Origin of the sequence: Mycoplasma suis str. Illinois (assembly GCF_000179035.2) — a bacterium.
Taxonomy (GTDB): domain Bacteria; phylum Bacillota_I; class Bacilli_A; order Mycoplasmatales; family Mycoplasmoidaceae; genus Eperythrozoon_A; species Eperythrozoon_A suis.
In genome coordinates this window covers 707,625-730,667 of sequence record NC_015155.1, presented here as the reverse complement: position 1 = coordinate 730,667, position 23,043 = coordinate 707,625, and the positions used below count along the sequence as shown (strand labels likewise).

Sequence of the window (23,043 nt, the reverse complement as noted above, 5' to 3'; positions counted from 1 at the left end):
TTAAGAAAACCTTTTCCCTAACGGGAAAAGTGTTTCTTACTAAAAAATTAGTAAGTAGTGATTATTGTGTTTTTTAAGTTATTGTAAAGAAGTTTTAAGTCAGAGATAACTGAAAGACTTTCTTTAAGTCTTATTAGTTTATTAACTCCCTTAATTTCTTCTAGTTCTTCTATTAAGTAATCTATTAATTCTAGTAGTTCTTCTTTTTGAAGAGAGCTAAATTTTTTGTAGTGTTCTTCATCATTTTCTTTGTCTCTTCAAGTGTTAATTAAATTTTCTGTGAAGTCTTTAATAGACATTTTTTCCAAGAGTTCAGATAATTGTGACACAGTTCGAGAAAGTTAGTAAGGTAAAACCTTACTTAGTTCTGAAAAGTCTGTCTCCAACGTCACCTACACCAGGAACAATATAACCATGATCATTTAATTCTTTGTCAACTTCTGCAACATAAATATTTAGATTTGGGAATTCAGAAGTTAATTCATTTTTAGCTCTTTCAGACATAATAACTCCAAGAACAAAGATATCTTCAAAGTTGTAATCTTTAAGAATTCCAAGAGCCTCTCTTAAAGTATTTCCAGTAGCTATTAATGGGTCACAAAGAATAACTTTTTTATTTGTAGACGAAGTTAAATTTGCAGGTTCTTTTGCATAATATCTATTAGCTTGTAGATTTTCATCTCTGTAAATACCAAGATGAATAACAGCACAATCTTCAAATAATGTCTTTAGAGCTTCAGACATTATTAAACCTGATCTCATAACAGGAACAACAATCACTGAACTGTCAATTTTCTTTGCAACACATTCTCTTAAAGGAGTTTCAATTGTTTGATCAACTAGTGCAAACTCTTTATTGGCTTCTAGAGCTAACGCAAGAGTTATTTTCTTTAAGTTTTCCCCAAATACAACACTATTACTTTCTTTATTTCTAACTTTTGTAATAAAGCTTTTTACTAGGTTATTTTCTGTTATGTAAACCGGCATTTAAAAGTTAATTATTAAATAACTTATATTTATTTTACTTGAGAAATAAATATTTCTCTATTGATTTATAAATCATTTACATTCTTCTCCCATGTGCAAAGATATCATCTTTGCATCTGAAAAGGATAAATTCTTCTTTATTTGGAATTTCTTTTCCAAAATTTTTTTATAGTTATTCATTTCATCGAGAACTATAGATCCCACAATCATTAGATATTTATTGTGCATAGATACGGGTTTAGTATTTCTAAACCCGAATGTAAAGAAATTATCTTCATATCAGTGAGCACCTCAGATTAAGTTATCAAAATTTTTTTGCTTGCATTGCTTACAAATAGTAGACAATGCAATTATCACGCTGATTTGAAAGAAACTTAGCTCCTCAAAAGCAAAATTTTCTATCTTGAGAATGTTATGAAGTATTTCTTTCGTAACATTCTCATTTATTTTCTTTAAGTGAGTTAGAGAGCTATTGAATTTAGCCTCTAACTTCTTATATTTATATGTTTGATTAGGTTTTTCTAATTGTTGTTTCTCTTTTTCTAATATTTTTTTCTTTCCTACCTCAGTATCTTCTAGTAATCAGTATTTAGGAACACAAATATAGTAGAAGAGAACCAATCCAATAGGAGAAATAAATATTAGATTTAGTCAACCTCATTTAGTGAATGAGGTTTTATTAAATCTCTGAAGATTCTTCAGGAATCTAGAAGCAATTAGTAGGTGAACTACTATTGCTATAGCAAATAAAGGAGAGATATATCCTTTTCCTATGTCTAATTGCCATAGGAAAAATAAAGTAGCAGTACAAATATTTGAGACTGCAAAGATAGCAGCTCATTGCCTTAATACTTGAGGATCATATATAGCTGGAAAGTATTTTTTACAGAAAGTCTCATAATATCTTTGCAGCTTATAGAAAAAGTTTGAGAGCTTTGTTTTTATAGCTCTCAAACTACTATTTAACTCTTTAAGAAGAAATTAGAGTATTATGGTTGTAAATTGATTCTTCAGATAATAATCAGAAGATCTCAATGTATTTACTTTTTGATCATTTGCTCATGATCCTCTAGAAAGGAAATGATTAATAGCTCTTGATTGAAGTGATTGTATTCTAGCTTGCTTAACTATATCTTGAAGAAGCATTTGAGGAGTTAAATATTTTTCTGCAAATTCATAAAAAGCGTCATCGTTTTTTAAGTCTTCTGTAGTTACTTGAATTAAGTAAGAAGATGAAGTCATTCAATCTTCTAGATCACTAGATGATATTGTGTAACTTTCTACTCCATCCTTAGAATTAGGATCTCTTAGTAATCCTTGGAATCTTTTTTGATCTTTAGGGGAATGTGTAACAGAAATTTCAATTAATTTATCACTATTTAAAGGATCTAAAGAAAGATCTTTTTTACCAAATATATTCTCATCAATAAATTTATTTAGAAGATCTTTCTTTTGTTTTAGACTTACGAAGTCTAAAACTTCTACTTCTTTAGCAGCTTCAACTCCTTCTCTTAATTGTTTGTAATCTGAAAGCTTAAATGCTTCCCCAATTTTTGAATCAATTCTTGTCAATTTATCTATATAGTCTTTAAATTCTCTATTTGTCTTTAAAAGATCAATTTGATCTTTTATTTCTTTTCAATTAATATAGCCTTCTGAGTGAAGGAATTCACTCACTTTGCTATATATATCTTTAGGAATTTTGTTTGGCATTTCTCTAGACATAATTCCCTTGAATCCCATTAAGTCTTCTTTAGTTATGTCTTTTTTCTCTCCAGTAATTTGTGATCATAAGTTAACTGCAAAGTCAATCGCAATTGAACTTATGGAATCAGTAGATAGTCTTTTCTTAACTGAAGTTGTAGAGTATCTATCCATAGTATCTATACATTGTCTAGCATCAAAATTTTCAGGATCTCACTCCTTATCTCCTGTATTTTTATAGGGAGTTCAGAATGTTTCTGAACTCACTTTATTCATTGGATTTAATGTACTTTTGATGTCACAGTATTTATTTCAGCTCAAAGTGAAGGCATAAACTCCAAAGCCTTCTCTCTGAATAATACTTCTAATTCATTCTCTATATCTTTCGAATGAATTTTCCATTAAGTAAAGAGTTGTTATTAGAACTCTTAACTTTTCATTTAGTCTATCTTTACCTTGAACAGTTTTTGTCAAGTTAATTAGAGTTAGAAAATTTTCTATATTTTCTAACGGATTTTTATTTTGTTGAGGTTGAGAATTTTGTTGTCGTGAAGTGTCTCTTCTACTTCTAGAAAGAGAAGAACTAGAACTGTTTGAATCAGTTTTTAGCAAATTAAATATTGTTGTGTCTGAGATATCAGACAGATCAGAAATAATTAATTCTTGATCTATAAAGTTATTTATTTCTTTTACTATGTGAGGAGTTCCTTCTTGAGTTTCAGAAGAAAGAGGTGGAGTTCCATTTTGATAGAAAAAGTTTTTGAAATAATTTTGGAATTTTTCATTAACAAGATTCTTAATTTCTTTTAATTGATCTTTTCTTGTGAATGTTTTTGCATTAACTTGTTGCAATACATTACTTGAATTATTTGAATTATTTTCCTTTAAGTCTTTAGCTCAATCCATAGAAGACTTAAAAGAAATTGCTAAAGAAAGTAATCTCTTGATTAATTTTTCTTCATGAATTTTTTCAAGAAGAAAATCAGCTAATAATTTTTTCATACATCTTTTGTTTTCTTGATCATGATTGTGTCCATTTTGTTCTTGACTAACTTTCACTATTGTTTGTGAAGGTTGATTAAAACTTCAATATTTTTTACTTTGATCTCCATTAGTATTTTTGCTTGCTTGTAAATCTTTAAAGAATTCAACAATTTGCTTTGCATAATCATCGATAGGTTTTTTTAGCTTCGATAACTTAGAGATATCTTTCTTTATCCTCTCTGAGAAAAAATCAGGAGGATTAGGAGATACTGTACCTAATTTATCGAAGTAATTGTGTTCTAATCCAGTCTTCAAGAAATCATTATTTAGTCTTCTAATGTCATAAGCTTTTCAAATTTCATTTCAGTCTGATAATTTTTTTCCAATCTTTATCAAAATCAAAAGATTTTTGATTATTTCATCACAACAGCATTTACCATTCTCTTTTTTCTGTTGCCCTTTGTTAGTTTTGAATAGATGCAATCTATATTTCAGTAGTAAATAAGAGAAATTTTCTTCTACAAATTTCTTGAATTCACTAATTAAATTACTTTTTTGAAGTTGCTTTCCTTCTTGATCGGAATCCACTATAGCTTGACTTAGTGGATAAATTACATTAAATCCTTGATTATTTCTATAGAAAAGAATTTTCTTAGAAATAGATTTTTCTTCCTTGAATTCTTTTTCTTCAGGTTTGTATAGCAAGAATTCAGGATGTTCTACATCTTCTTGTTTAAGGCAGAATAAATTCATTGGAGTTACTGTTTCATAAAACCTAAGAGTCCTGAATGTTCTAACCATTTCATGACTTGATCCTTTCTTTTTCTGCTCTTCTCCTAAGAAATGACATTTATGTCCATTTCCATAATTTCATAACTTGGAAAGAGGATTTAAATTCCATAATTTATTAATAATTCCACCAATATTTGAATCTTGATTTTGTTGATTTTGAGCAGGATTCTTGGGATCTGAAGATAAAAGTTTTAGGGCAATATTTTTGTGAGAATCATTATTTCCACTCATTCACAAAAGTTTTGTTTTGGAAAGATATTGTTCGTCATATTTTTCAGTTTTTCAAGTTAGTCAATAATCTTTACTTCTACCTCTTTGTCACTCTTCAATTAACTGTCGAAAATCGTTTTCTTCTTTTTTTGAATAATCTGGAAAAAAATAGTTTGGCTTTACGGGGATATTTGAGTTGTGATATTTTTTTGTGTACGCTTGTTTAGTGTTTTCATCAAATATTTCTGAATAAGGAAATATTTCATGAACATAAAAACCAGCTTTAAATTCTTGTTTTCATCTAGTTAAGAAGAAATTTAGAAGTTTTGGTAATTTTTTTTCACCGTTTATTGTTTGAGATGTTTGGGATTGAGTCTGTTGTTGAGATTGTTGTTGCTGTTGATCATTTGAGTTTTGATTATCAGCAAAAGGATCTGGATCATCATCTTCATATTTAGCACCTTTTAGTTGTTCTCTTATTTCACTTATGTGATGCTCATCAATTTTTGAAAGTAGAAATTCTTTTAAAGCATCTAAATACTTAACATCATCTTTTACTTTTTCTTGTTTAAGGTGTCTTTTACTTCTTCGTTGTTTCTTAACTTCTTGAATTTCTTTTTCAGCTTTTTCTTTAGCTACTTTAAGTTCTTCTTTAGAAGTGTTTCCTGAACCAGAACTACTTGGTTGAGGTTGTGTTTGACTATTACTATCTTCAGGAAGAAGTCCTTCTAAAAGTTGTTTAGCTGTTTGGATTGCAAAACCCTCAACTAATAGAGGGATTGAGGAAGAATAAAAACTTAGATTTTTTATTAAGTCATTTGGCTTAATTTCTTCATTTACGTCTGTATGGGCATCAGCCCCTACAGCGTAAATAAATTTATCTGCTAAATCACCACCTAGTTGATCTCTGAGAAATTTAATTGAACCAATTTTTGATCTAGAATTTGAAGCAACAAGGGAACTACTCCCTGCTCCTGTCAAAGCCAAAATGAAGAATAATATTTCTTTTCTTCATTTGTGAAGTCTCAAGAACTAATCCTCAATGCTTGAGAAAATTTTCTTAATTTCTTCCAAAAGAAGAATATCTTTCTTCTTTTTAGAAGAAGTTATTAAGTAATTCTTAGTAGGATCTTTCTTTTTATTATTTTTCTTAACTGCTTTAGTTAAGTCAGAAATTGAAATACCTATTCAATTTATGGATTCTCCTATTAATTTATTAAGTTCTTCTTTAACTTGAGAAAGTCTAATTTTCAAGTTAAAGAATTCAGAATCAAGATTATTGGAGAATGTAACTAAACATCCTTTTTCTGAGCAAATTAACTCATATTTTGAGTTAATTTTTTTAATTATTTCAGCAATTAAGAAATTGGAACTTTCTGAATTATCTATATATTTCTTTAATATGGAAAATCTTTTTTTTCCAATTTCTTTATTGCATTCATTGAGGATATCTACTATATCTTCCTCTCCTAGTAGTTTCTCGATGAATTGAAATTTAGGGAAATCTGAGGAAATAAATTTCAAAATATTGTAATTTGAAATTTGATTCATATCAGGTAAATCAATTCCTATTTCTTTATCTATTAGTTGTTCAGTTGATTCTTCAGCTGAACCTTCTTCTGGAGAATTACTTTCTGAAGTGGTAGTTTCAGATTGTTGAACATCATTAACTTTTTGTTCAACAATCTTTTCTTCTTTTTCTTCTTCTGACTTTTTTAATTCTTTCTTTTCCTCTTGCGAAGTAGCTTCAATAGAAACTTGTTGAGGAACAAGTTTATTAACTTTTACTTCTTTTTCTTTCCCAGCTACTTCAGTTGGAGTAGTTGAAGTAGAAGTAATATTTTTATTTTTTTACTTTCACTATTCTTTAGTGAAGTATTTTCTTCTTTTAGAGTTACCTCCTTTTGAGGAGGCAAACTCTCTTTTAAATTGGCATGTAAAAGATTTAGAAGTACAAATTTAGCGAATTGAGAAGATTTAAGAGTACTTTTTGAATTCTTTGAGAGAGTAGGAGCTAAAAAGTTAATCATTGAGCTTAAATTGGGATTCAATTTAAGAAATTCTTCAGCTTGTTGTTCGTTCAATTTAACTAAGAGCTCTTTGGAAAAAGAGCTCATACTATAAAAAGATAGTTCTAGTAATCTATCAAGTATGATCTCAAAAATCTTAGTGGAACTACTTAAATTTTCACTTAGTTTCGCTAGAGACTCAGAATAATTAGATTTCAAAATCAAATTTAATAGTTCTAGTGAAATTGTTTCAATTCCCTCTAGATTCTCTATTAATTCTTCTTTATCACTTTTCTGATTAATAAAAGTTTTTTCTAAGAGTACTAATGATTCTCTTACAGAACCATTAGACTCTTCAAATATTTTTTTTAGAAGTTCTTTTTTTGTTTCTTTATTTTCTAGAGAAGATATTTTCTCTAGAAAACTAATTAATGTATTTTCTTCTAGAGGAGAAAATAGTAATTTCTGACATCTACTTAAGATTGTCGGAATAATCTTATGTATCTCTGTAGTCAGAAATATAAGTATTAAGTGAGATGGAGGCTCTTCAATAATTTTTAGAAGAGAATTTCAAGCTTGAATAGAGAGGCAATGAGCCTCATCTATTAAATAAATTTTCTTTTTAAGAAGGAGTGGAGGATAAATAGCATTATTTTTAATGAACTCTCTTATGAACTCCACTCCATTATTTGTAGCCCCATCTATTTCAATAATGTCTGTACATCCTTCTTCTCTGGAAATCTTGCAAGCTTCACATTTTCCGCATATATCTTCTCCTTCTAAAAAGTTTTCACAATTAATGGCTCTAGAAAACAACCTAGCTGAAGTTGTTTTTCCAGTACCATTAGGTCCATAAAACAAAAAGGAATGGACATCAGCTTTTTGTTTTAGAATATTTATTAGTAGTTTTTTAGAAAATTCTTGACCTACTAATTCTCTAAAAAACTGAGGTCTATACTTGTTGTAGAGCACCTCTAAGAACTACTAAAATTTTTTAAATAAACTAATTTTAGTTTAGAAACTTAATATTAAATTCGGTACTATGTCTATCAAATCTAAATTACAAGAAAAATTGATTACTTTTTCTTGTAATTCTTGTGGAACCTCATATAAGTTACTAAGTGGAGATACAAGTGCTTCTGTAGTTCCACTAGACATTTGTGCTGCATGTCACCCATTCTATCTAGGTAAATTAGCTTCTGAATCTAATCTTGGTCCTGCAGAAAAACTAAAAGATAAATTTGCATCAGGAAGACTAAATTCTAAATAACCTTTTTTAGAGGGTTTATCCCTCTTTAAGGTTTTTTACACATAAAAAAATGATCTATAACAAAAAAATTTATGATTTCTTAACTTCTGTTTCTGAAAAACAGAAGATATTAGAAGAAAAACTTCTTTCTGATAGTGCAAATATCAAAAATATTGCACTTCAAAAAGAAATATCTAAAAATAGAGAACTTATTGAAAAGTTCTCTTCATATAAGAAATATATTTCTGATTATGAAGAGTGCAAAGAATCTATTTCTAAGGGAAAAGATGCAGAATTTAAGTCCCTCCTAGAAGAAGAATGTCGCCTTCTAGAAAAAAAGATAGAACAACTAGAACAGGAACTTAAATCTGATCTTTTTCCTAGCAATAAATATGATGGGAAAAATATAGTAATAGAAATGCACTCAGCTGCAGGAGGAGAAGAAGCTGCAATCTTCGTCTCCAATTTATTTGATTCCTATAAAAAATATGCCAATGAAAATAAGTGAAAACTAAATGTTGTAGACCTTAGAGAAAGTGAAAGAGGTTTAGCTTTCATAACTTTTACCCTTTCAGGGTCAAAAGTTTATTCCAAGATGAAATATGAATCAGGAGTACACAGAGTTCAGAGAGTACCCGAAACAGAATCTAAGGGAAGAGTACATACTTCCACCATTACTGTCAGTGTACTTCCTGAAGCAGATGAAATAGAAATACAACTAGATCCTAGCGATATAAGAATAGATGTTTATAGAGCCAGCGGAGCTGGCGGACAACATGTTAATAAAACAGAGTCAGCTGTTAGATTAGTTCACATTCCAACCAATATTATGGTTGCTTGTCAACAAGAAAGATCCCAAATGCTAAATAAAGAAATAGCATTTAAGATTCTGAAAACAAAACTTTGAGAAAGAGAGAAAAAACTCCAAAAGGAGGAGTTTTTCTCTAATTTGAAGCAACAAATAGGTAAGGGAGAAAGAGCTGAAAAAATAAGAACATATAACTATCCTCAAAATAGGATTACTGATCACAGAATCCTATTAACTATTAATAACTTAACTTCTGTAATGGAAGGACACTTTGAGCAAATACATAATCAGCTCTCTCTCAGAGAGCAAGAAGATTGACTTAATAGTTTAACAGTAAGTTAAACAACTAAATAATTACTTGCCCTCCTTTGGGGAGCTAGTTAATTATTTTTCTGAAGAATACAAGAATAGAATTCTTGAATTTATATTCCTAAAGTCTGAAAAAGTACTCAATTTAACTCAGTACAGTTCAGAAAAATCAAACACTATTGATTTTTCTTGTAAGTTAAGTGAGAAATTATGTTCAAGAATTCAAAATCTTGATTATCCATTAACAAGACTTACAAATCGTGTTTTTTTTAATCAAAAAAAGTGATTTCTATTTCAGGGAGTTTTTTCTCCCAGAATAGAATCAGAACTTTTAGTAAGAATACTAAAAGATTGAGTTAAAGAACTAAATCTATATTCCTTCTCGTATATAGATTTATGTTCTGGAAGTGGAGTTATCTTTTTATCAGTTTTAGAAGAACTTAATAGTTACATAAAAAGAGGAGTCGCCATTGACTCCTCTTTTAGAGCTTGTAAAAATATATCTAAAAATAGTGAACTTTCAAAAGATAACTCAAAAATTGAAATTTACTTAACTGATTGAGTTAAGTATCTCACTAAAAATAGTGAGTGAGATGTCATAACTATTAATCCTCCCTATTTAAGTGAGAAAGAATTAAAAGAATCTAAAGAATTTTGCTTAGGAGATCCTAAGTGAGCTCTTCAAGGAGCTTTACAAGGATGATCTCACTACCAAAAAATGTTGGAGTTCGCTAAAACGAACTCCTATTGAAAACTAATTATTTTTGAATGTAGTGAATTTCATGAACAACTTTGAGATAGAGATAATAGTCTCTTTACTATTCGTAAATATAGAGACTATTTAGATAAATTTAGGGCCATAGCCCTAATAAGAAAGTAAAGAACTAACTCTTTAGAAAGTTATCTAGAGAGTAATTATCAGAGGAGAATCCTTCTCTGATAATTATTGGCTCTATAGATAGAGGAAGATAACTTTCTCTATCAAATGTCATTAAAACAGCACAAAGCTGAATAGGTCCTTCTTCAGCTTCTAGTTGAAATCTTTCTTCTGGATGAAAAAATTTTCTAATAATACCTTCTTTTTTTCCTCCAATGATTCCGCAAGAAGGCCCAGTCATTCCTACATCTGAAATATAAGCAGTTCCTTCTTGCGTAATAACTCAATCATTGGTAGGAATATGTGTATGTGTTCCTATAATGGCAGATACTTGCCCATTAAAGGCTCACAAAAAAGCATTTTTTTCACTAGTAGTTTCTGAATGGAAATCCACAATGTGGATTTCTTTTTCATTAGATTTTTCTCTTAAATGATTTAAGAGATCATCAAATACTGTAAAGCAATTAGTTTGCTTATTTTTGAAAGCTACACTAGTTCCAAGCAAATTAGTTATTCTGATCTTTAGACCAGAATGACTAATTGATCTACTACCCACTCCTAGGTTGTAGTACTTAAAAGAATCACTTAAGTTAAGTGGTCTTACAATATTTTTTCAAGAAGAAAATATTTCTTCTAATTCATCTGTTTTACTTCAGGAATGATTTCCTAAAGTAAAGAAGTCTATTCCACACTCAGACATATGTCTGAGTATTCTTGTTGTTACTCCCTTACAGTGAGCTGAATTCTCTACATTACCTATTACTAGGTCAATAGAATACTTTTTCTTGATTTTCGGTAAGAATTCCCTAACAGCTTCTCTTCCGGGCTTACCGAAAACATCACCAATAAAAAGTATTCTGAAGGAATTAACTGTAGTATACTTTTTAAGCTGGAATTGTTACTTCTGAGAATATCTTTGATAAGAAGAGTTTAGTTCTAAACTTAGTTCACTGTCCAGGAGAAACAACTCTACTGTTATTAAGATTTTCATTCCTAAATAGATTGATCTTGTTATAAATCTTTAGAGTTAATAGGAATCCATATATAGGAATAAATAGATTAGCAACACTACATACTAAGTGATTAAAGGATCTAGCTTTAAAGGAAAGGAAAGAAGTAATAGTAGATAGGAATAAATTTAAGGAAGAAGTAATAATAGAAAGAATAAATACTGGTTGAACTAGACTTCAGAAGTAAACTTCTGAATTAAATAATTTAATAGTTTCTGCAGAGAAAAATTGTCCATATCCATTAGAGTTAATGAATGTGGAAGCAAATTGATGTGTAGGTTGAACTGATGTTACTGGAGTTCTTTGTCTCAAATTTTCAAAAGCATTTAAGAAAAAGCTTTTGCTAGGTAAAGAAGAATAATAATAGCTATTGGCTGGATTATTCACTATATAGTAGTGATAATAGCCCATAGCTATTATTAGGAGAATCCAACCTATAGAGCTAAAGAAATTTAGATAACCAGAAAATAAACCTAATTTTTTAGAAAAAAATAGGTAATTCAAGAAAGGTTAACTAATTAAAAAACAGTTATTTAGTGACTAAATAATGTTTTTATTTCAGAAGAAGATGATCTTCCTAACTTTAGCTGCATCTTCTTCTCCATCATTGACAATGATTAAGTTTTCTAACCTAGATACTAACTACAAAATTATGGTTAATTATAATGGTCAAGCTGACCTACTTTTAAGTCTTCAGATACCACCTGATTACTATCCCTATCAATTTAAACAAAGATCTTTATATGACTACTTAACCAATATAAAGAAATATATTGTTTCTGATAGCAATACATCAGAAACAAAAAAATCTTTAGCTAACAAGATCCAGCAAAGACTGGATCAATTAATTGGTCAAATCAAAGACTTTGGTCCAAGTCTTTGAAATGAAGACTTATATGAAGGGGGATTAGTAAGTAAGAATGAACAAATGTGATCCTCTAAGTCAGCTAATTATTTATTTCTAGAACAATTTGTTCTAGATGATTCAGCTGACACATTGTTCTTAACTGGAGGATTACCTAAACATAAAAACTTAATAGTAACAAACTTTAGGGCTGCTAGAGATCCCTATACATTGTTCAATGAACAAGTATTTAAGTATTTCCTTGATAAGTCTTCTGGAACTAATCAAGGAAATAATGGAGGAGATAGTTCCCAAGATCAAAACAAAAAGATAGGGGAACAACTATATAAGTATTATCAGGGTTATTCAAAACTAAAACCTGATACCTTATATAGAACAGCTAAATATATGAATTTCTGAAATTCATTCTGTTCAACCTTAAATAGTTTGAACAGTAATGAAGGAAGTACTAATGGAACTAATGGCAAAATAAGTGATCTTTTTATTTTGCCAGCAGAAAAGAAAAAATTTTTATTCCTTTTTCTGAATCAACTAATGGTCAACAACAGTTGGGAGAAGCTGATAAAGCTATAGCTGAATTGTTTGGTGACTCAATATTTAGTGATGAAGAAAAAGAAACATTAAAGAAATTCATCACTAATGATCAACAGGAAAGCTCTCAAAGTGATTACAAAATTAATTACTTAGGAAATGCTGAGCAAGTAGCACAAGTTCAACAAGTAGCAAATAACTCTATTTGTAAATTTGCCTCAGCAGTCAAAGAAGATGCTTTACAAAAAGTTCACCATCCAGCACTAGAACACCAAACTATGAAGGGAAGTAGTCCTGTATCGGAGGGAACTCAAAAAGATTTGATGGTTTATTTAGCTCAAATAGCTACTTCCCTTCATGGCGTTTCTAAAAGCAAAGAAGAAGAATTCAATAAAGACTTCTCGGGAGATCCGAGAAAGACAGCTATAGATAATGTATTGACTAATGCAATATCTATAGCTAAACAATATAAAGATAGATTAAAGAACATTAGAGAATTCCTGCAAGCTGCAGGAATAGTAGATCCAGCTTTTAATCCGGAGAAAAAATGCTACAAAAGAGATAAATCTAAAACATTAGCTATTGTTTCTTATCCTCCAGCTCAATTGGGAGCTGGAAATTCAACAATACAAACAGTATCTAAATATCCATTCATTTATAGAGAACTAGGCTTAAAAGAAGTATTGCCTAGTTCTCTAAAGAATGGAAATAAACAAATCTCTCATAATCATTCTTTTAAGTTGAATGACCAAATATTTGGAATTGATGACAATGGGTGGTGATGGAATCTTGGAGAATTTGATCTTTCAGGTGAAAGATTAAAAGAATTTAAATCTTCTGCAGATTCCATCATATTGGCAGCTACAGAAGATGATTGGAATATCCTCTCATCTTCTGATAATCCAAAAATAGGATTCTTAAAACAATTATTAAGTGAAAATGGAACTACTGTAACTAATGGAGATTCAGGAGGATCTAATGGGCAAAAATTAAATTCAAAAGATAAAAGATTTAGTTACAGTAGTTATCACTTGTGAAATGAAGGGCTAAGGTCCCCTATAGCCCTTAATTTATTACTAGATAATTTAGTGAAGTTGTTGGTTGAACAATTTGGAATTGATGTAAATAAGAATGGAAATGGTGTAGGAACTCAAGTAAGTAGTCCTTCACCACAGAGTCAAGGATCTAATGGATGTCAAAATGTAGAAGGAAACAGCGTATCCTCTTCTACTCAAAATTCAAATGGAGGAGAGAATAGTTTAAAGAAAAAATATGAAAAAGCTATGGATTGAGGAAATTACTGATCTTCAACTTTTGTGAATGGTAATAATGACCAACAACTCAAAAAATAAATAAAGTAAAATTTATTTTTTTAATAATTTTTTAATTTTTTAAAAATTATTTTTTAAATTTTTTTAAAATTTCTATTAAGAATTTGCTGAATTTAATAAATAATCAAGAAAATTGATTATTTAAAATTATTTAAATTTTGTCTCTTTTACTTCCTTTTCTTAATGAAAGTGTAAAAGGGGTAGCTTGCGCTTTTTATTTCTTTGCCGCAGCTTCAATAACTGCTTCTTTTGGTCCCCAGTTTCAAGAAATTGTTAAGAGTAAAAATACATCTTCAATTTCTCTGAAAGTTTTCCTCTTACACTTCATGATTGGTTTCTTCTTTTTCATAGGAACTATTCTTTTTTGATGCAACACCAGCAACACCAGCGGACACGTGACAAATTCAATTTTTATTTACATAAACTCCTTCGTACTTTATGCATGCGGAAAGATAGTGTGATTGAAATATCAAAATTCTAAGAAAGCCAAAGAATTAGGAATATCTGAATTAGAGTATTGCACCAACTACTTGAACATGAATCCTTCCACTGATTTAGAAAGTTTATAAAAATTTCTTTATGATGTTAAGTTTTCTTGACGCAACGAAACACAGCGCAACTGTGTTTTGTGCTTTTGGAGCAACTTGTCTTTTTGTAGTTTCTTATCTTCACTGAAAGGGAATTAATGACTCTAAGGATACTTCAGGATTAATAAATAAATTCTTAATTTTCTCTTGTGTAACAGCTTCTTTATTTATTATCGGAACCATCTTAGATTTTTGTGGAGGTGATGTTTCAGAAGGGGTTAAATGATCCATGTTAGTAGGTAACTTTTGTTCCTTCACAGCTAACTATCTTGTTTACAAAATTAAACAAAGCAATATAAAGAAAGCTGAAGAAGCTGGTCTATCTGAGAAAGAATACTGTCTTCAACTTGCTTCTAGTGTTCCAACAGACCAACAAATAGAAGTAGAAGAGTTTTAATTAGGTAAGGTAAATTATAGGCCAAACGGCCTATTAATTTACTAAAAAATTTTTTATACTTCTCTAATTTAGAGTAGGCTTTTTTAATTTTTAAGGGGGGGTACACCACCACACAATACACCTCCTCACGAGGTTCTCACTTTTATAAAAAATTAAATTATTTTTTCTTATCTTTTTCAGAAACAATCTCAGGTCTTCACTCAGTTTTAGGTTTAAAGTTTTTCAAGAAAAATTGAAAAACTTCTTCAACTTGACCCATTCTTAATTGACTTCATAATTTTTGATAAGTAGAGCCTTTAAAGTTATAGGTTTTATAAGGCTCTATCTTATCGGCAATAATAAGTATTTTTGCTAATTCACTCAACCCCTCTTTGGGGGTTGAGTGATGACTAATAGCTTCTAGTATTTCTTCATTAACTAGAAGCTTATGTTTTTTTAAGTAGAAAGATGCTACGGGACCGTGAAGGTTCCAAGCATCTTTCAATAATTCTTCTTTACTCTTGGTTGGATAAATTTTTTTGGAATAACTTAAAAGTCTCTTAAGTGATCAATTCTTAGCGAAATCATGATATGAACAAGCTAATAGTAGCTTGTTCCTTTCTAAATAATCAATATTTGATTTAAAAGCTATTAAATTAGCTGTTTCTATAACTCTTATAGTATGTCTAAATCTTTTAAGGTTTTGTTCCTTAAAAGATTTTCTAAGAGATTTATTTATATCTCTTAGATAATTATCTTCGGAATTGAGCAATAATACCTTATTGTTTTTTCAAGTTTTATTAGATAAATCAAAAAGTTTGATATTTTTATTTTTAGGAATTAAGCAAAATAGTCCTTTTAAATTAGGACTTATTATGTTTACATTGTCACTATTCAAAAACAATTGAAATTCTTTAAATTTGTTTACTTCTAATAGCAAAACAGATTTAGAAGTTAAATTATCTGCCACTCTGTTCATGCTAGCTCAAAAACTATTATCTAGATAGAAATCTTTAGTCTTTGGTATATCTAGAGATTGAAATTCTACTGACATACCTATATTCTCGAGATATAGGTTTAATTCACAAAGATTAACTTCTAATTCTCTATTTTGTTCTTCTGATAACAGAAGAACTTTAGAGATATTGAAGATATTGTTTTTTGAAACTATATGGGGAATAATTTCAGTTCTGAACTTATTGTTATTTCCTATATAAATTAGGTACATTACCTAATTTTTAGTCTTCCCTTAAGAAGGATTTAATTGTGGAGTAGTAGAAGTACTACTTCCACTTAAATCCTGTTGAGAATATTTCAATAAGTTTGTATTTATTTCTTCTGCTTTAGGTCCAACTATCAGTTGGACATGTCCTGTACCTATCCATTTAATAGCTATTACGCCAGCTTTCTTTAAGCTGGCTTCATCTACTTTAGATTTGTCTTTTATGTCATAACGTAGTCTAGAAGCGCAGTTCTTATAGTTAGCTACGTTATCTCAACCTCCTAATCCCTTCTTAAAGAAGTAGATATTAGGGGGTAGACCACTAGCTTCTTGTTCTTTATCTACATTACCACTTTCATCCACTTTACTATCACTTTCTCCAAATTTGGAGAAAGTTATATAGAAAACTGTAAAGTAGGCTAAAGCTAGTCCTGATCCTACGACAGCTCATCAATAGAATTGCGTGCCCTTTTGCATAGGCATAAATCCATTAACTCATAGTTCTATTATTCCTCCGGAGAAAGAAGTAGGAATGTGTGCTTTTAATAGTCTCATTGAAAGGAATGAGACTCCACACATTCCTGAGTGGAATAAATAGAACAATTTAGGGAATTTATGCATAAAGGTAAACTCTATAGGCTCAGTAATACCTAATATCAGGGAGTTGCAAACTCCTGGTATTAGATTTTTCTTAGCATTTTTATCTTTCTTCCTTTGTGTAAGGTAGATAGCTAAAGCTGCTGCCGGAAGAGCAAATTGCATTATCGGAAACTTCCCTTGAGTGAATTTTCCAGCATAGATATGTTTTTCTTCCAAAAATTTAAGAACTTCTTTTGAGGCTCCCTCAATTTTATGTCCAGGCAATGAAATTGCAGTTAGACCTATAAGAGCATCACCTTGTAGAGGTAAAGAGTTATGTAAAGCTGGAGATAAAGAATAAAGTAATGTTTTTCCAGCATCCAATACTGAATCATTAGCTAAAACACAACATTTACCAGATTCTCCGGATTTGCAGCATAGATCTTTAACTAAGCAACCATTATCACCTCCACCATTTCTCAAAGCCATTGATATGTCCCCTCCTAGGGGACTATATCAGAATAGAGATGCAAATATATGGTGAAATCCTGAAGGAATTAATAATTTTTCAAAAAGACCAAAGAAGAAGGAGTCAGCTCCTTCACTTTTGGTCAAAATATTTCCTAATCAGGACATACCATAACTTATTCAAGGTCAAAATACTAGAGAAATTAAAGCTACTGGAATAACAGAAAGGCAAGAGATTAAAGGAAGTAATCTCTTGCCTGCAAAATAAGCTAGGTAAGTTGGTAGCTTTATTTCTGAATAATGTTTCATGATATAGGGGATTATGAATCCCCCTATAAGCATTGGACCAAATATAGAAGTATTTAGGGTAAGTACCCCAAACATTCTTGTTAGGGAACTTACACATTGATCTCTTCCTGCTCCGTCAAACAATATAGTGAATCCTGCTTTAGAAGAGCAACACAATAAGCAGCAACATTTTCCGTTCGTGCAACATCCTGATCCCCCTTTGGAACAGCAACATTGACCACTATCATGGGTACAAGTATTAGAATTACTGTTAAGGCTTATAAAAGCTGACTGAAAATAAGTGAAAGTTAGGAAAGCTAAAAGAGAGCATCAAATAGAGATTCCTATTTCTTTTTTGTTGAAAGCTATTGTGAATGAAATGCACAATAGCAATGGAAAAGCTTGAAGTAATGGCATAGCCAAAGATCTGAAAGCAGCACCAATTTTTCCTCACGTATTATCCGCTCCAAAACCACTGACTGTTCCTCCCATAGAAAGGAAAAACTGAACAATAGCCATTGTTGCTATGGGGAGCATAAATGCTCCCGATATAGCTGAAAGTCGGAGTTTTAGTTTACTTTTGAAGTCACTGAGTTGAAACTCCTGACTATTCAAGTTCTATTAGTGAGTTACCTAGATACTAGTCTAAGCATGTACTCAAAAAATTTATGTCATTTTTTGATTACAAGCTAATTAAAGAAAAGAGAGAAGCTTAGTGAAAAAAGAAGTTAAGAGAAAAAGAAAAAAGTTGGATAAAGAAAAGAATTTAGCTAGATTGGAACGAATTAGAGAAAATAGAAGAATTATAGAAGACACATTCCTTGCCTTCTATAAGTCTAGGATTTTCTCAAATAGATTAAATTATGAAAGTTTCTTCTCAGAACAGCTCATTAAATACTGAGAACTATATGTAAATGAAATACAAATTGCTCTGAGTCAAATCTCAGAGCATGAAAAAGATTTCTTAGAGAATTGCTTTATAAAAAGAATGAGTTATAAAGATATGTATCTTTCTAAGTCAGCTTTTTATAGATGTCTGAGAAATTACTCAGCTAAATTCCTTTCCTTCTTCGATCATGAACTTTTTCATAAGAAGTTAAAGGAAATATATAACTCTGAAACTGACCCTTCTTTTTCTTCCTTTAAGAAACCTAAATAATGTTAAATTCTGCTTCGGCTCCTTTCATTTCCTTAAAAGATTATATTATGAATTTAACACCTAAAAATGAATCTCTGAGCTTGTATGGAAAGTACAAATTTGAAAGTAATTTTGTACTTCCAAATGATTTCTTAGAAGTATCTTATAACTTCCCAAATCAAAAAGTAGATAGATTATTTCTTAAGGAAAGTAAGAGTGATATTTGTCACTCTTCTTCTCCACATTTAAGATGTACTGTTTTTGAAAATACAGCAATTATTGACTTCAAAAAAGATTCTTTCTTTTCCCAGAAAATAAAGAATTTTCTTTCTACTAATTTTCAAATCAATTTAAAAATAAATCCTTTATTTAAAAATGGAAAAATAATAAGTCCCAGAAGTTTCTGGTGACTTAATAATTCTCTTAATAAACAATTAATAAGAAATAAGTTAAAGAAAAATTTCTTTAACTGAAAAAATGTTTCTTCAATTAATGTAAGAAACAATTCTGAAAAGAAACAAGATCTAAATATATTAGAAGAGGTTACTTTCCAATCAGGAAAGAAACCCTTCTATTCCTATTACCCTCTTAAGGTATATTCAACTAATTCGGAAGATTTAACTTTTAATCTCCCTTCTTTTTACATTCAAGATGTACTTAAAAGAGGAGATATAAAGTCTCTTCCTAAAGAAAGTTTTTCAGGAAAGATTTCTTTCTTTAATGGAAATAACATAAATAAACCTATTTATATTCATGAGTTGAAGTCAGAAGACTTTCAACTCGAAAACTTCTCTAATAATTATTGAAGATATAAATTTACTCCAACTTTATTTCAAAATCTGAAAGAAAAAGTAAAGGATTTTACTAGAGGTTCAATAGATTTGAACTTCGAAATAGAGAGACTTAACAGAAAAGATTCTGTTAATCTAACTTCTAACTTTTTCAAAAGTAATAAGGGAAAGTCAGAAAAGAATATTACTTTTGACCCAGAAGGATTTAAGTTAGATAACTCTACTTTTAGTCAACAATGAATAAAAGAAGAATTATAGAACTATAAGTAACTTAAATAGATACAACTTGAACTTCTTATGTATCTATTTGGATGAAGAAAAAGAACAGCACTAATACTGTGCTCTTTTCTTTTTCTAGGATCTATAAGTTACTTATCAGGAACAATTTCACATGAGAATATATTTTCTCCTAAAGATAACAAAACTTCTAGTAGTTTCTTATCAAAAAATTTCTTAGAAGGATCTTTACCTTTAAAGTTATTTAACGGAATATTTAGTATTTCTCTCCAAAAAGGAGAGAAAAATAATATAGTAAAGACAACTTCTAAATTAACTTCTTCTTTAGAAAGAGATAATCTTTTATCTCAAACTAAAGAAATTATTAGATCAAAAATTCTCAAAAGATTATCTCTTTTGAAGCCTGAAGTTAAATTTGAGCAAAAAGATTTAGTAGGAAATATTTTCTATAAGTGAATAAATGAAAACATGATTTGAGTAATAGTCAAATTTAAATCAACACTATTTGATTCTCAAAATTGGTTTTATGACAATTTCTCTGTAATTGTCAATAAATAAATAATTATTAAAGAAAACTTAATAATTTTTTATTAAAAATTAGAATGGAGACTTACCCAAGTGGTTAAGGGGGCATCCTGCTAAGATGTTAGGCGGCTAATCGCTGCGCAGGGGTTCGAATCCCCTAGTTTCCGCCAGTTTAACTAAATAAATTGGATCAAAAAGATTTTGATTCCACAAAATACTTAATTAACTCTATTTTTTGTCCTAAGTGATTTTCACTAGGAGTTAATGTAAGTTCGTAAAGATTACCCTTTTGAGTAATCTCTGAAATATTTTTAGAAATAGGAATATCTCCTTTCACTAAATACTTAAAGTCCGAAAGAGTTTTCGGATTTAATTTGTAGTAACTTTTTTCAGTCAAGAAGACTTTTGTCTTCTTGTCTACTGGATCAACAATTAATTGATTATGTTCATATTTTTTAACTTTGATGGCAAATCCAGAAGAGAAAAAAGTTAGAGATAAAAAAGTAAATATTGAAAATATTTCTTTTACAAACACTGTTCAGTTAGTAATTGATCTAAATTGACTTGATTTACAAAGAATTGTTTGAGACTCAAGTCATGCTCACAACATATTAAGAAGTTTCTGCTAGTAAGTATTGGAAATACTAGCTCGTAAAGTTCTTTTTTAATTTCTTTATTAATGTGAGAGGTTACTTCGTCAAGTAAGATAATTTTTTCTGTCAGTGACAGTAAATTCAAAAGATTTATGAATTGTCGCTGACCATCACTAAATTTTTGAGCTTTAACGCTCTTACCTACAGGTATATCTAGTTTTTTAGCTATCTGAAGAATTGAATCTAATTTTTGTGAGTTCACACAGTCATATAGTTTTTCTCACTGAAATTCTTCAGATTTAGATTGATTGTTTTGATAAACAACTAATTTATTGAAACACTTCTCAGAAATATCTGAGATTTCAACTTGGTCAAAGAAAATTGAATTTTCTGGGAAATTCAATTTTGCTGAAATCAATTTATAAAGTGTGCTTTTTCCAATACCTGAGGCTCCAAACAGAAAGGTATTGGGATAAATAATTAAATTGAGATTTGTAAAAATATTTTTTCTACCATTGTGGTAGTTCAAGTTTTTTAATTCAATGAATTTAGGAAGAGAAATTTTTAATTTATTTTCCTCTTGAATATTGTCGCTAAAGATTATTTGCTTGTAATTCTTTAGAGAAGAAATATATTTATTTCAGTTGAGCCCAACTGAAATTGACTTATCTAAAGAACCATTAAGTTGATGGAATATTATTCCAGCCAAAATAATGTTGGCTACACTAACACCATTGCCTAGTAGAGAGAAATAACATCCCACAACATAAATAGCTATGTTGAGGCAATAAGTAATAAAAAAATTCAACTTAGAGATAACAATTCTGCTAGAACTTATTTCTCTTTCGATGAGATTATGTTGAGTAATCTCATCTTTTAGAGATTTACTTAGAAAGAGAAACTTGTTGTAGTTTCACTCATTCTTTAAAAAATGATTTAAGGTAAAAAACAGTTTTTGAATACTTAAATCATTTTTCCAGACTTCTGGTAATCTTTTCCCATCTAGTTTTTGGGCTCAGTAAAAGTTAGCCAACTTTACTAGAGCCATCAAAATGACTAGAAGAGATATTCAGTAACCTACTGAAAGTAGGTAAAAAACAAGGAAAAGAGTGATAAATAGAGAAGAAATTAGTTGACTAATTACTTCACCATAAAAGAGAGATAAGTTCTTTACATATTGATGAGTCATTAAAAATTGATTCTTACTTAACTTAGAGAAGAAAAAATTCTTTTTATTCTCTAATTTCTCAAAAAGCAATTGATACAGCTTTTTGCAGTATCATTGCTTGTGTTTAAGATAAAAGGTTTCCTTGAGATATTCAGCTAAAGATCAAACAAGAATTAGTAATCCAGCCCAGAAAATAATTCCTCCTATGTTACTTCAGGAGCTGGTCTGGATTACATCTTCAAAAATGAATTTGTTAATTCCAAAACTTATGAGAAGAAATATGAAAGTAAATAATTCCATAGAAATACTTGCAAAAAGCTTTGGAAAACTCAAAATAAAGATTTCTTTATCTTTGAGTGAATTAGCTTTTAAGTTTTTGTCTTCCTTTCAGTCTTCTACTTTTTCAATAAGTAGGATTTTTCCAGCAAAAATCTGATTTAATTGATTAGCATTTAGCTTTACTTTTCCGATGGCAGAGTCATAAATTACAAAGTTTTTGAGAACTTTTTTGGAAATAACAAAGTGCTCTCTGCCATCTCTATAAGTTACTAAGATAAAGAAGTTCTTAGTATTGAACTTCAATAGTTCCTCTATTGTTGTTTCATAAGTTTCTAGATGAATTCCATACTTTCTATTAATTGCTTCTAGCTCAAAAATAGAAAGACCATCAGGTGAAATATTCACCTGATTAAATAATTCTGTTCTTGTTATTTCTTTCTTGAAGAAATGATTTATTAATGATCTAGTTACTGAAATGCCACAGTCATTATCACTTTCTTGGTAATATACCTTCATAAGCTAATAGATTCTCTAATCTATTAATTTGGAAAAAATTAAAAAATGTTTCATAAACATTTATTAATTCATTAATTAATAGAGTGATTAATGACATTAATTAGTGAATTTATAACACTTTCTAAACACTTAAAAAAGTATTTAAAACCCTCTGCGAGAGGGAAAAAACTTAAAAACTAAAAATTAAATAATTTTTAGTATTTATATAATTAATTACGAAAAGAAAGAAAAGAAAAATGAGTCACTGTCACCACAATTGTCATTCTTGCCACCACCACTGTTGTGGATGTATGGTTTCACATTGTTGTAGTTCTTGTTGTTGTCGCCAAAGCTGTAAAGTTTCTTGTTGCTCTTCACGCCGCGAATGTTGTGAATGTGATAGTTGCTACGAAAAAGAATGTTGTTCAGATTGCTCATGTTCATCATCTTGTTGCGAAGGTTGTGAAAGCAAAAAGGATTGTTGTTCAACATCTTGTTCTGTCGAAGAAAAGAATTGCTGCTCAGACTGTTCTTCCAGTTGCTGTTCAGACAAAAACAAGCTAGCTTAGTTTAATTAAGTATTTCCAGCCTTTTGGCTGGTTTTTTATTAATAATTTGTTTAAGAAAATTT

Annotated in this window: 25 protein-coding genes and 1 tRNA gene; 13 read left to right on the top strand and 13 right to left on the bottom strand. The window is 29.6% G+C overall.

Features of this window, described 5'->3' with window-relative positions:
- Positions 1 to 47: 47 nt before the first annotated feature.
- The 6 genes from MSU_RS04275 to dnaX form a co-directional block, all read right to left on the bottom strand.
- The gene (locus MSU_RS04275; RefSeq protein ID WP_237696892.1) at positions 48 to 299 is read right to left on the bottom strand and encodes a hypothetical protein; all 252 of its coding nucleotides are present in this window, start codon (positions 297 to 299) and stop codon (positions 48 to 50) included.
- Between the two features lie 58 nt (positions 300 to 357).
- Positions 358 to 987: a uracil phosphoribosyltransferase gene (gene upp, locus MSU_RS04270; RefSeq protein WP_013610194.1), complete on the bottom strand. Its 630-nt coding sequence runs from the start codon at positions 985 to 987 to the stop codon at positions 358 to 360.
- 57 nt (positions 988 to 1,044) lie between these two features.
- Positions 1,045 to 1,941: a hypothetical protein gene (locus MSU_RS04265; RefSeq protein ID WP_013610193.1), complete on the bottom strand. Its 897-nt coding sequence runs from the start codon at positions 1,939 to 1,941 to the stop codon at positions 1,045 to 1,047.
- A 27-nt stretch (positions 1,942 to 1,968) separates the two neighbouring features.
- Positions 1,969 to 5,706, bottom strand: coding sequence for a DUF3713 domain-containing protein (locus MSU_RS04260; RefSeq protein ID WP_013610192.1), 3,738 nt, complete (start codon positions 5,704 to 5,706; stop codon positions 1,969 to 1,971).
- Between the two features lie 3 nt (positions 5,707 to 5,709).
- Positions 5,710 to 6,228 (bottom strand): hypothetical protein, encoded by a 519-nt coding sequence (locus MSU_RS04255; protein ID WP_013610191.1) that lies wholly within the window; start codon positions 6,226 to 6,228, stop codon positions 5,710 to 5,712.
- A gap of 254 nt (positions 6,229 to 6,482) precedes the next feature.
- Complete coding sequence (dnaX, locus tag MSU_RS04250; protein ID WP_013610190.1) at positions 6,483 to 7,658, bottom strand: DNA polymerase III subunit gamma/tau; 1,176 nt, start codon at positions 7,656 to 7,658, stop codon at positions 6,483 to 6,485.
- Positions 7,659 to 7,728: 70 nt separating this feature from the next.
- Between dnaX and rpmE the strand changes: the two genes are divergently transcribed.
- From rpmE to MSU_RS04235, 3 genes are read left to right on the top strand one after another with little or no spacing between them, the layout of a single operon-like run.
- A complete protein-coding gene (gene rpmE, locus MSU_RS04245) occupies positions 7,729 to 7,956 on the top strand; it encodes a 50S ribosomal protein L31 (protein ID WP_013609488.1) in 228 nt (75 codons plus the stop codon).
- Between the two features lie 49 nt (positions 7,957 to 8,005).
- On the top strand, positions 8,006 to 9,085 hold the full coding sequence (gene prfA / locus MSU_RS04240; RefSeq protein WP_013609487.1) for a peptide chain release factor 1: 1,080 nt from the start codon (positions 8,006 to 8,008) through the stop codon (positions 9,083 to 9,085).
- A gap of 16 nt (positions 9,086 to 9,101) precedes the next feature.
- Entirely contained in the window at positions 9,102 to 9,932 is an 831-nt protein-coding gene (locus MSU_RS04235) for a N5-glutamine methyltransferase family protein (protein WP_013610189.1), read from the top strand.
- 4 nt (positions 9,933 to 9,936) lie between these two features.
- Here the strand turns inward: MSU_RS04235 and MSU_RS04230 are convergent, their stop codons facing one another.
- Complete coding sequence (locus MSU_RS04230; RefSeq protein ID WP_043885187.1) at positions 9,937 to 10,785, bottom strand: TIGR00282 family metallophosphoesterase; 849 nt, start codon at positions 10,783 to 10,785, stop codon at positions 9,937 to 9,939.
- A gap of 28 nt (positions 10,786 to 10,813) precedes the next feature.
- Complete coding sequence (locus MSU_RS04225; RefSeq protein ID WP_013610187.1) at positions 10,814 to 11,443, bottom strand: hypothetical protein; 630 nt, start codon at positions 11,441 to 11,443, stop codon at positions 10,814 to 10,816.
- A gap of 64 nt (positions 11,444 to 11,507) precedes the next feature.
- On the opposite strand from MSU_RS04225, the gene MSU_RS04870 reads away from it, so the two are divergent.
- The 4 genes from MSU_RS04870 to MSU_RS04210 all read left to right on the top strand — a co-directional run bounded on the left by MSU_RS04870 (position 11,508) and on the right by MSU_RS04210 (position 14,650).
- Positions 11,508 to 12,377: a hypothetical protein gene (locus MSU_RS04870; protein WP_052293987.1), complete on the top strand. Its 870-nt coding sequence runs from the start codon at positions 11,508 to 11,510 to the stop codon at positions 12,375 to 12,377.
- Entirely contained in the window at positions 12,353 to 13,687 is a 1,335-nt protein-coding gene (locus MSU_RS04865) for a hypothetical protein (protein ID WP_052293986.1), read from the top strand. Before MSU_RS04870 ends, MSU_RS04865 begins: the two co-directional genes overlap by 25 nt.
- A 137-nt stretch (positions 13,688 to 13,824) precedes the next feature.
- Positions 13,825 to 14,235, top strand: coding sequence for a PQ-loop domain-containing transporter (locus MSU_RS04215; protein ID WP_013610186.1), 411 nt, complete (start codon positions 13,825 to 13,827; stop codon positions 14,233 to 14,235).
- A gap of 10 nt (positions 14,236 to 14,245) precedes the next feature.
- Entirely contained in the window at positions 14,246 to 14,650 is a 405-nt protein-coding gene (locus MSU_RS04210; RefSeq protein ID WP_013610185.1) for a hypothetical protein, read from the top strand.
- Between the two features lie 157 nt (positions 14,651 to 14,807).
- Here the strand turns inward: MSU_RS04210 and MSU_RS04205 are convergent, their stop codons facing one another.
- Together MSU_RS04205 and MSU_RS04200 are read right to left on the bottom strand one after the other, a co-directional pair.
- Positions 14,808 to 15,857: an HD domain-containing protein gene (locus MSU_RS04205; protein WP_013610184.1), complete on the bottom strand. Its 1,050-nt coding sequence runs from the start codon at positions 15,855 to 15,857 to the stop codon at positions 14,808 to 14,810.
- A gap of 21 nt (positions 15,858 to 15,878) precedes the next feature.
- Positions 15,879 to 17,330: a PTS transporter subunit EIIC gene (locus MSU_RS04200; protein ID WP_334198811.1), complete on the bottom strand. Its 1,452-nt coding sequence runs from the start codon at positions 17,328 to 17,330 to the stop codon at positions 15,879 to 15,881.
- Between the two features lie 157 nt (positions 17,331 to 17,487).
- Here MSU_RS04200 and MSU_RS04860 point away from each other — a divergent pair, with 157 nt between their 5' ends.
- From MSU_RS04860 to MSU_RS04180, 5 genes are all read left to right on the top strand, one after another.
- On the top strand, positions 17,488 to 17,811 hold the full coding sequence (locus MSU_RS04860) for a hypothetical protein (RefSeq protein WP_237696921.1): 324 nt from the start codon (positions 17,488 to 17,490) through the stop codon (positions 17,809 to 17,811).
- Between the two features lie 90 nt (positions 17,812 to 17,901).
- A complete protein-coding gene (locus MSU_RS04195; protein WP_013609477.1) occupies positions 17,902 to 18,345 on the top strand; it encodes a hypothetical protein in 444 nt (147 codons plus the stop codon).
- Complete coding sequence (locus MSU_RS04190) at positions 18,345 to 19,373, top strand: hypothetical protein (protein WP_013609476.1); 1,029 nt, start codon at positions 18,345 to 18,347, stop codon at positions 19,371 to 19,373. The genes MSU_RS04195 and MSU_RS04190 overlap by 1 nt, the downstream gene beginning before the upstream one ends.
- A 39-nt stretch (positions 19,374 to 19,412) precedes the next feature.
- Positions 19,413 to 19,910, top strand: coding sequence for a hypothetical protein (locus tag MSU_RS04185; protein ID WP_013610182.1), 498 nt, complete (start codon positions 19,413 to 19,415; stop codon positions 19,908 to 19,910).
- Positions 19,911 to 19,956: 46 nt separating this feature from the next.
- A tRNA-Ser gene (locus MSU_RS04180) sits at positions 19,957 to 20,047 on the top strand.
- A gap of 2 nt (positions 20,048 to 20,049) precedes the next feature.
- On the opposite strand, the gene MSU_RS04175 is transcribed toward MSU_RS04180, so the two are convergent.
- From MSU_RS04175 to MSU_RS04970, 3 genes are read right to left on the bottom strand one after another with little or no spacing between them, the layout of a single operon-like run.
- Positions 20,050 to 20,412: a hypothetical protein gene (locus MSU_RS04175; RefSeq protein WP_013609474.1), complete on the bottom strand. Its 363-nt coding sequence runs from the start codon at positions 20,410 to 20,412 to the stop codon at positions 20,050 to 20,052.
- Complete coding sequence (locus tag MSU_RS04170) at positions 20,403 to 22,433, bottom strand: cysteine peptidase family C39 domain-containing protein (protein ID WP_013610181.1); 2,031 nt, start codon at positions 22,431 to 22,433, stop codon at positions 20,403 to 20,405. Before MSU_RS04170 ends, MSU_RS04175 begins: the two co-directional genes overlap by 10 nt.
- Positions 22,405 to 22,530, bottom strand: a complete 126-nt coding sequence (locus MSU_RS04970) for a hypothetical protein (RefSeq protein WP_272941031.1) — start codon at positions 22,528 to 22,530, stop codon at positions 22,405 to 22,407. Before MSU_RS04970 ends, MSU_RS04170 begins: the two co-directional genes overlap by 29 nt.
- Positions 22,531 to 22,669: 139 nt before the next feature.
- Here MSU_RS04970 and MSU_RS04165 point away from each other — a divergent pair, with 139 nt between their 5' ends.
- On the top strand, positions 22,670 to 22,981 hold the full coding sequence (locus tag MSU_RS04165; RefSeq protein ID WP_013610180.1) for a hypothetical protein: 312 nt from the start codon (positions 22,670 to 22,672) through the stop codon (positions 22,979 to 22,981).
- The last annotated feature ends 62 nt before the right edge of the window (positions 22,982 to 23,043 follow it).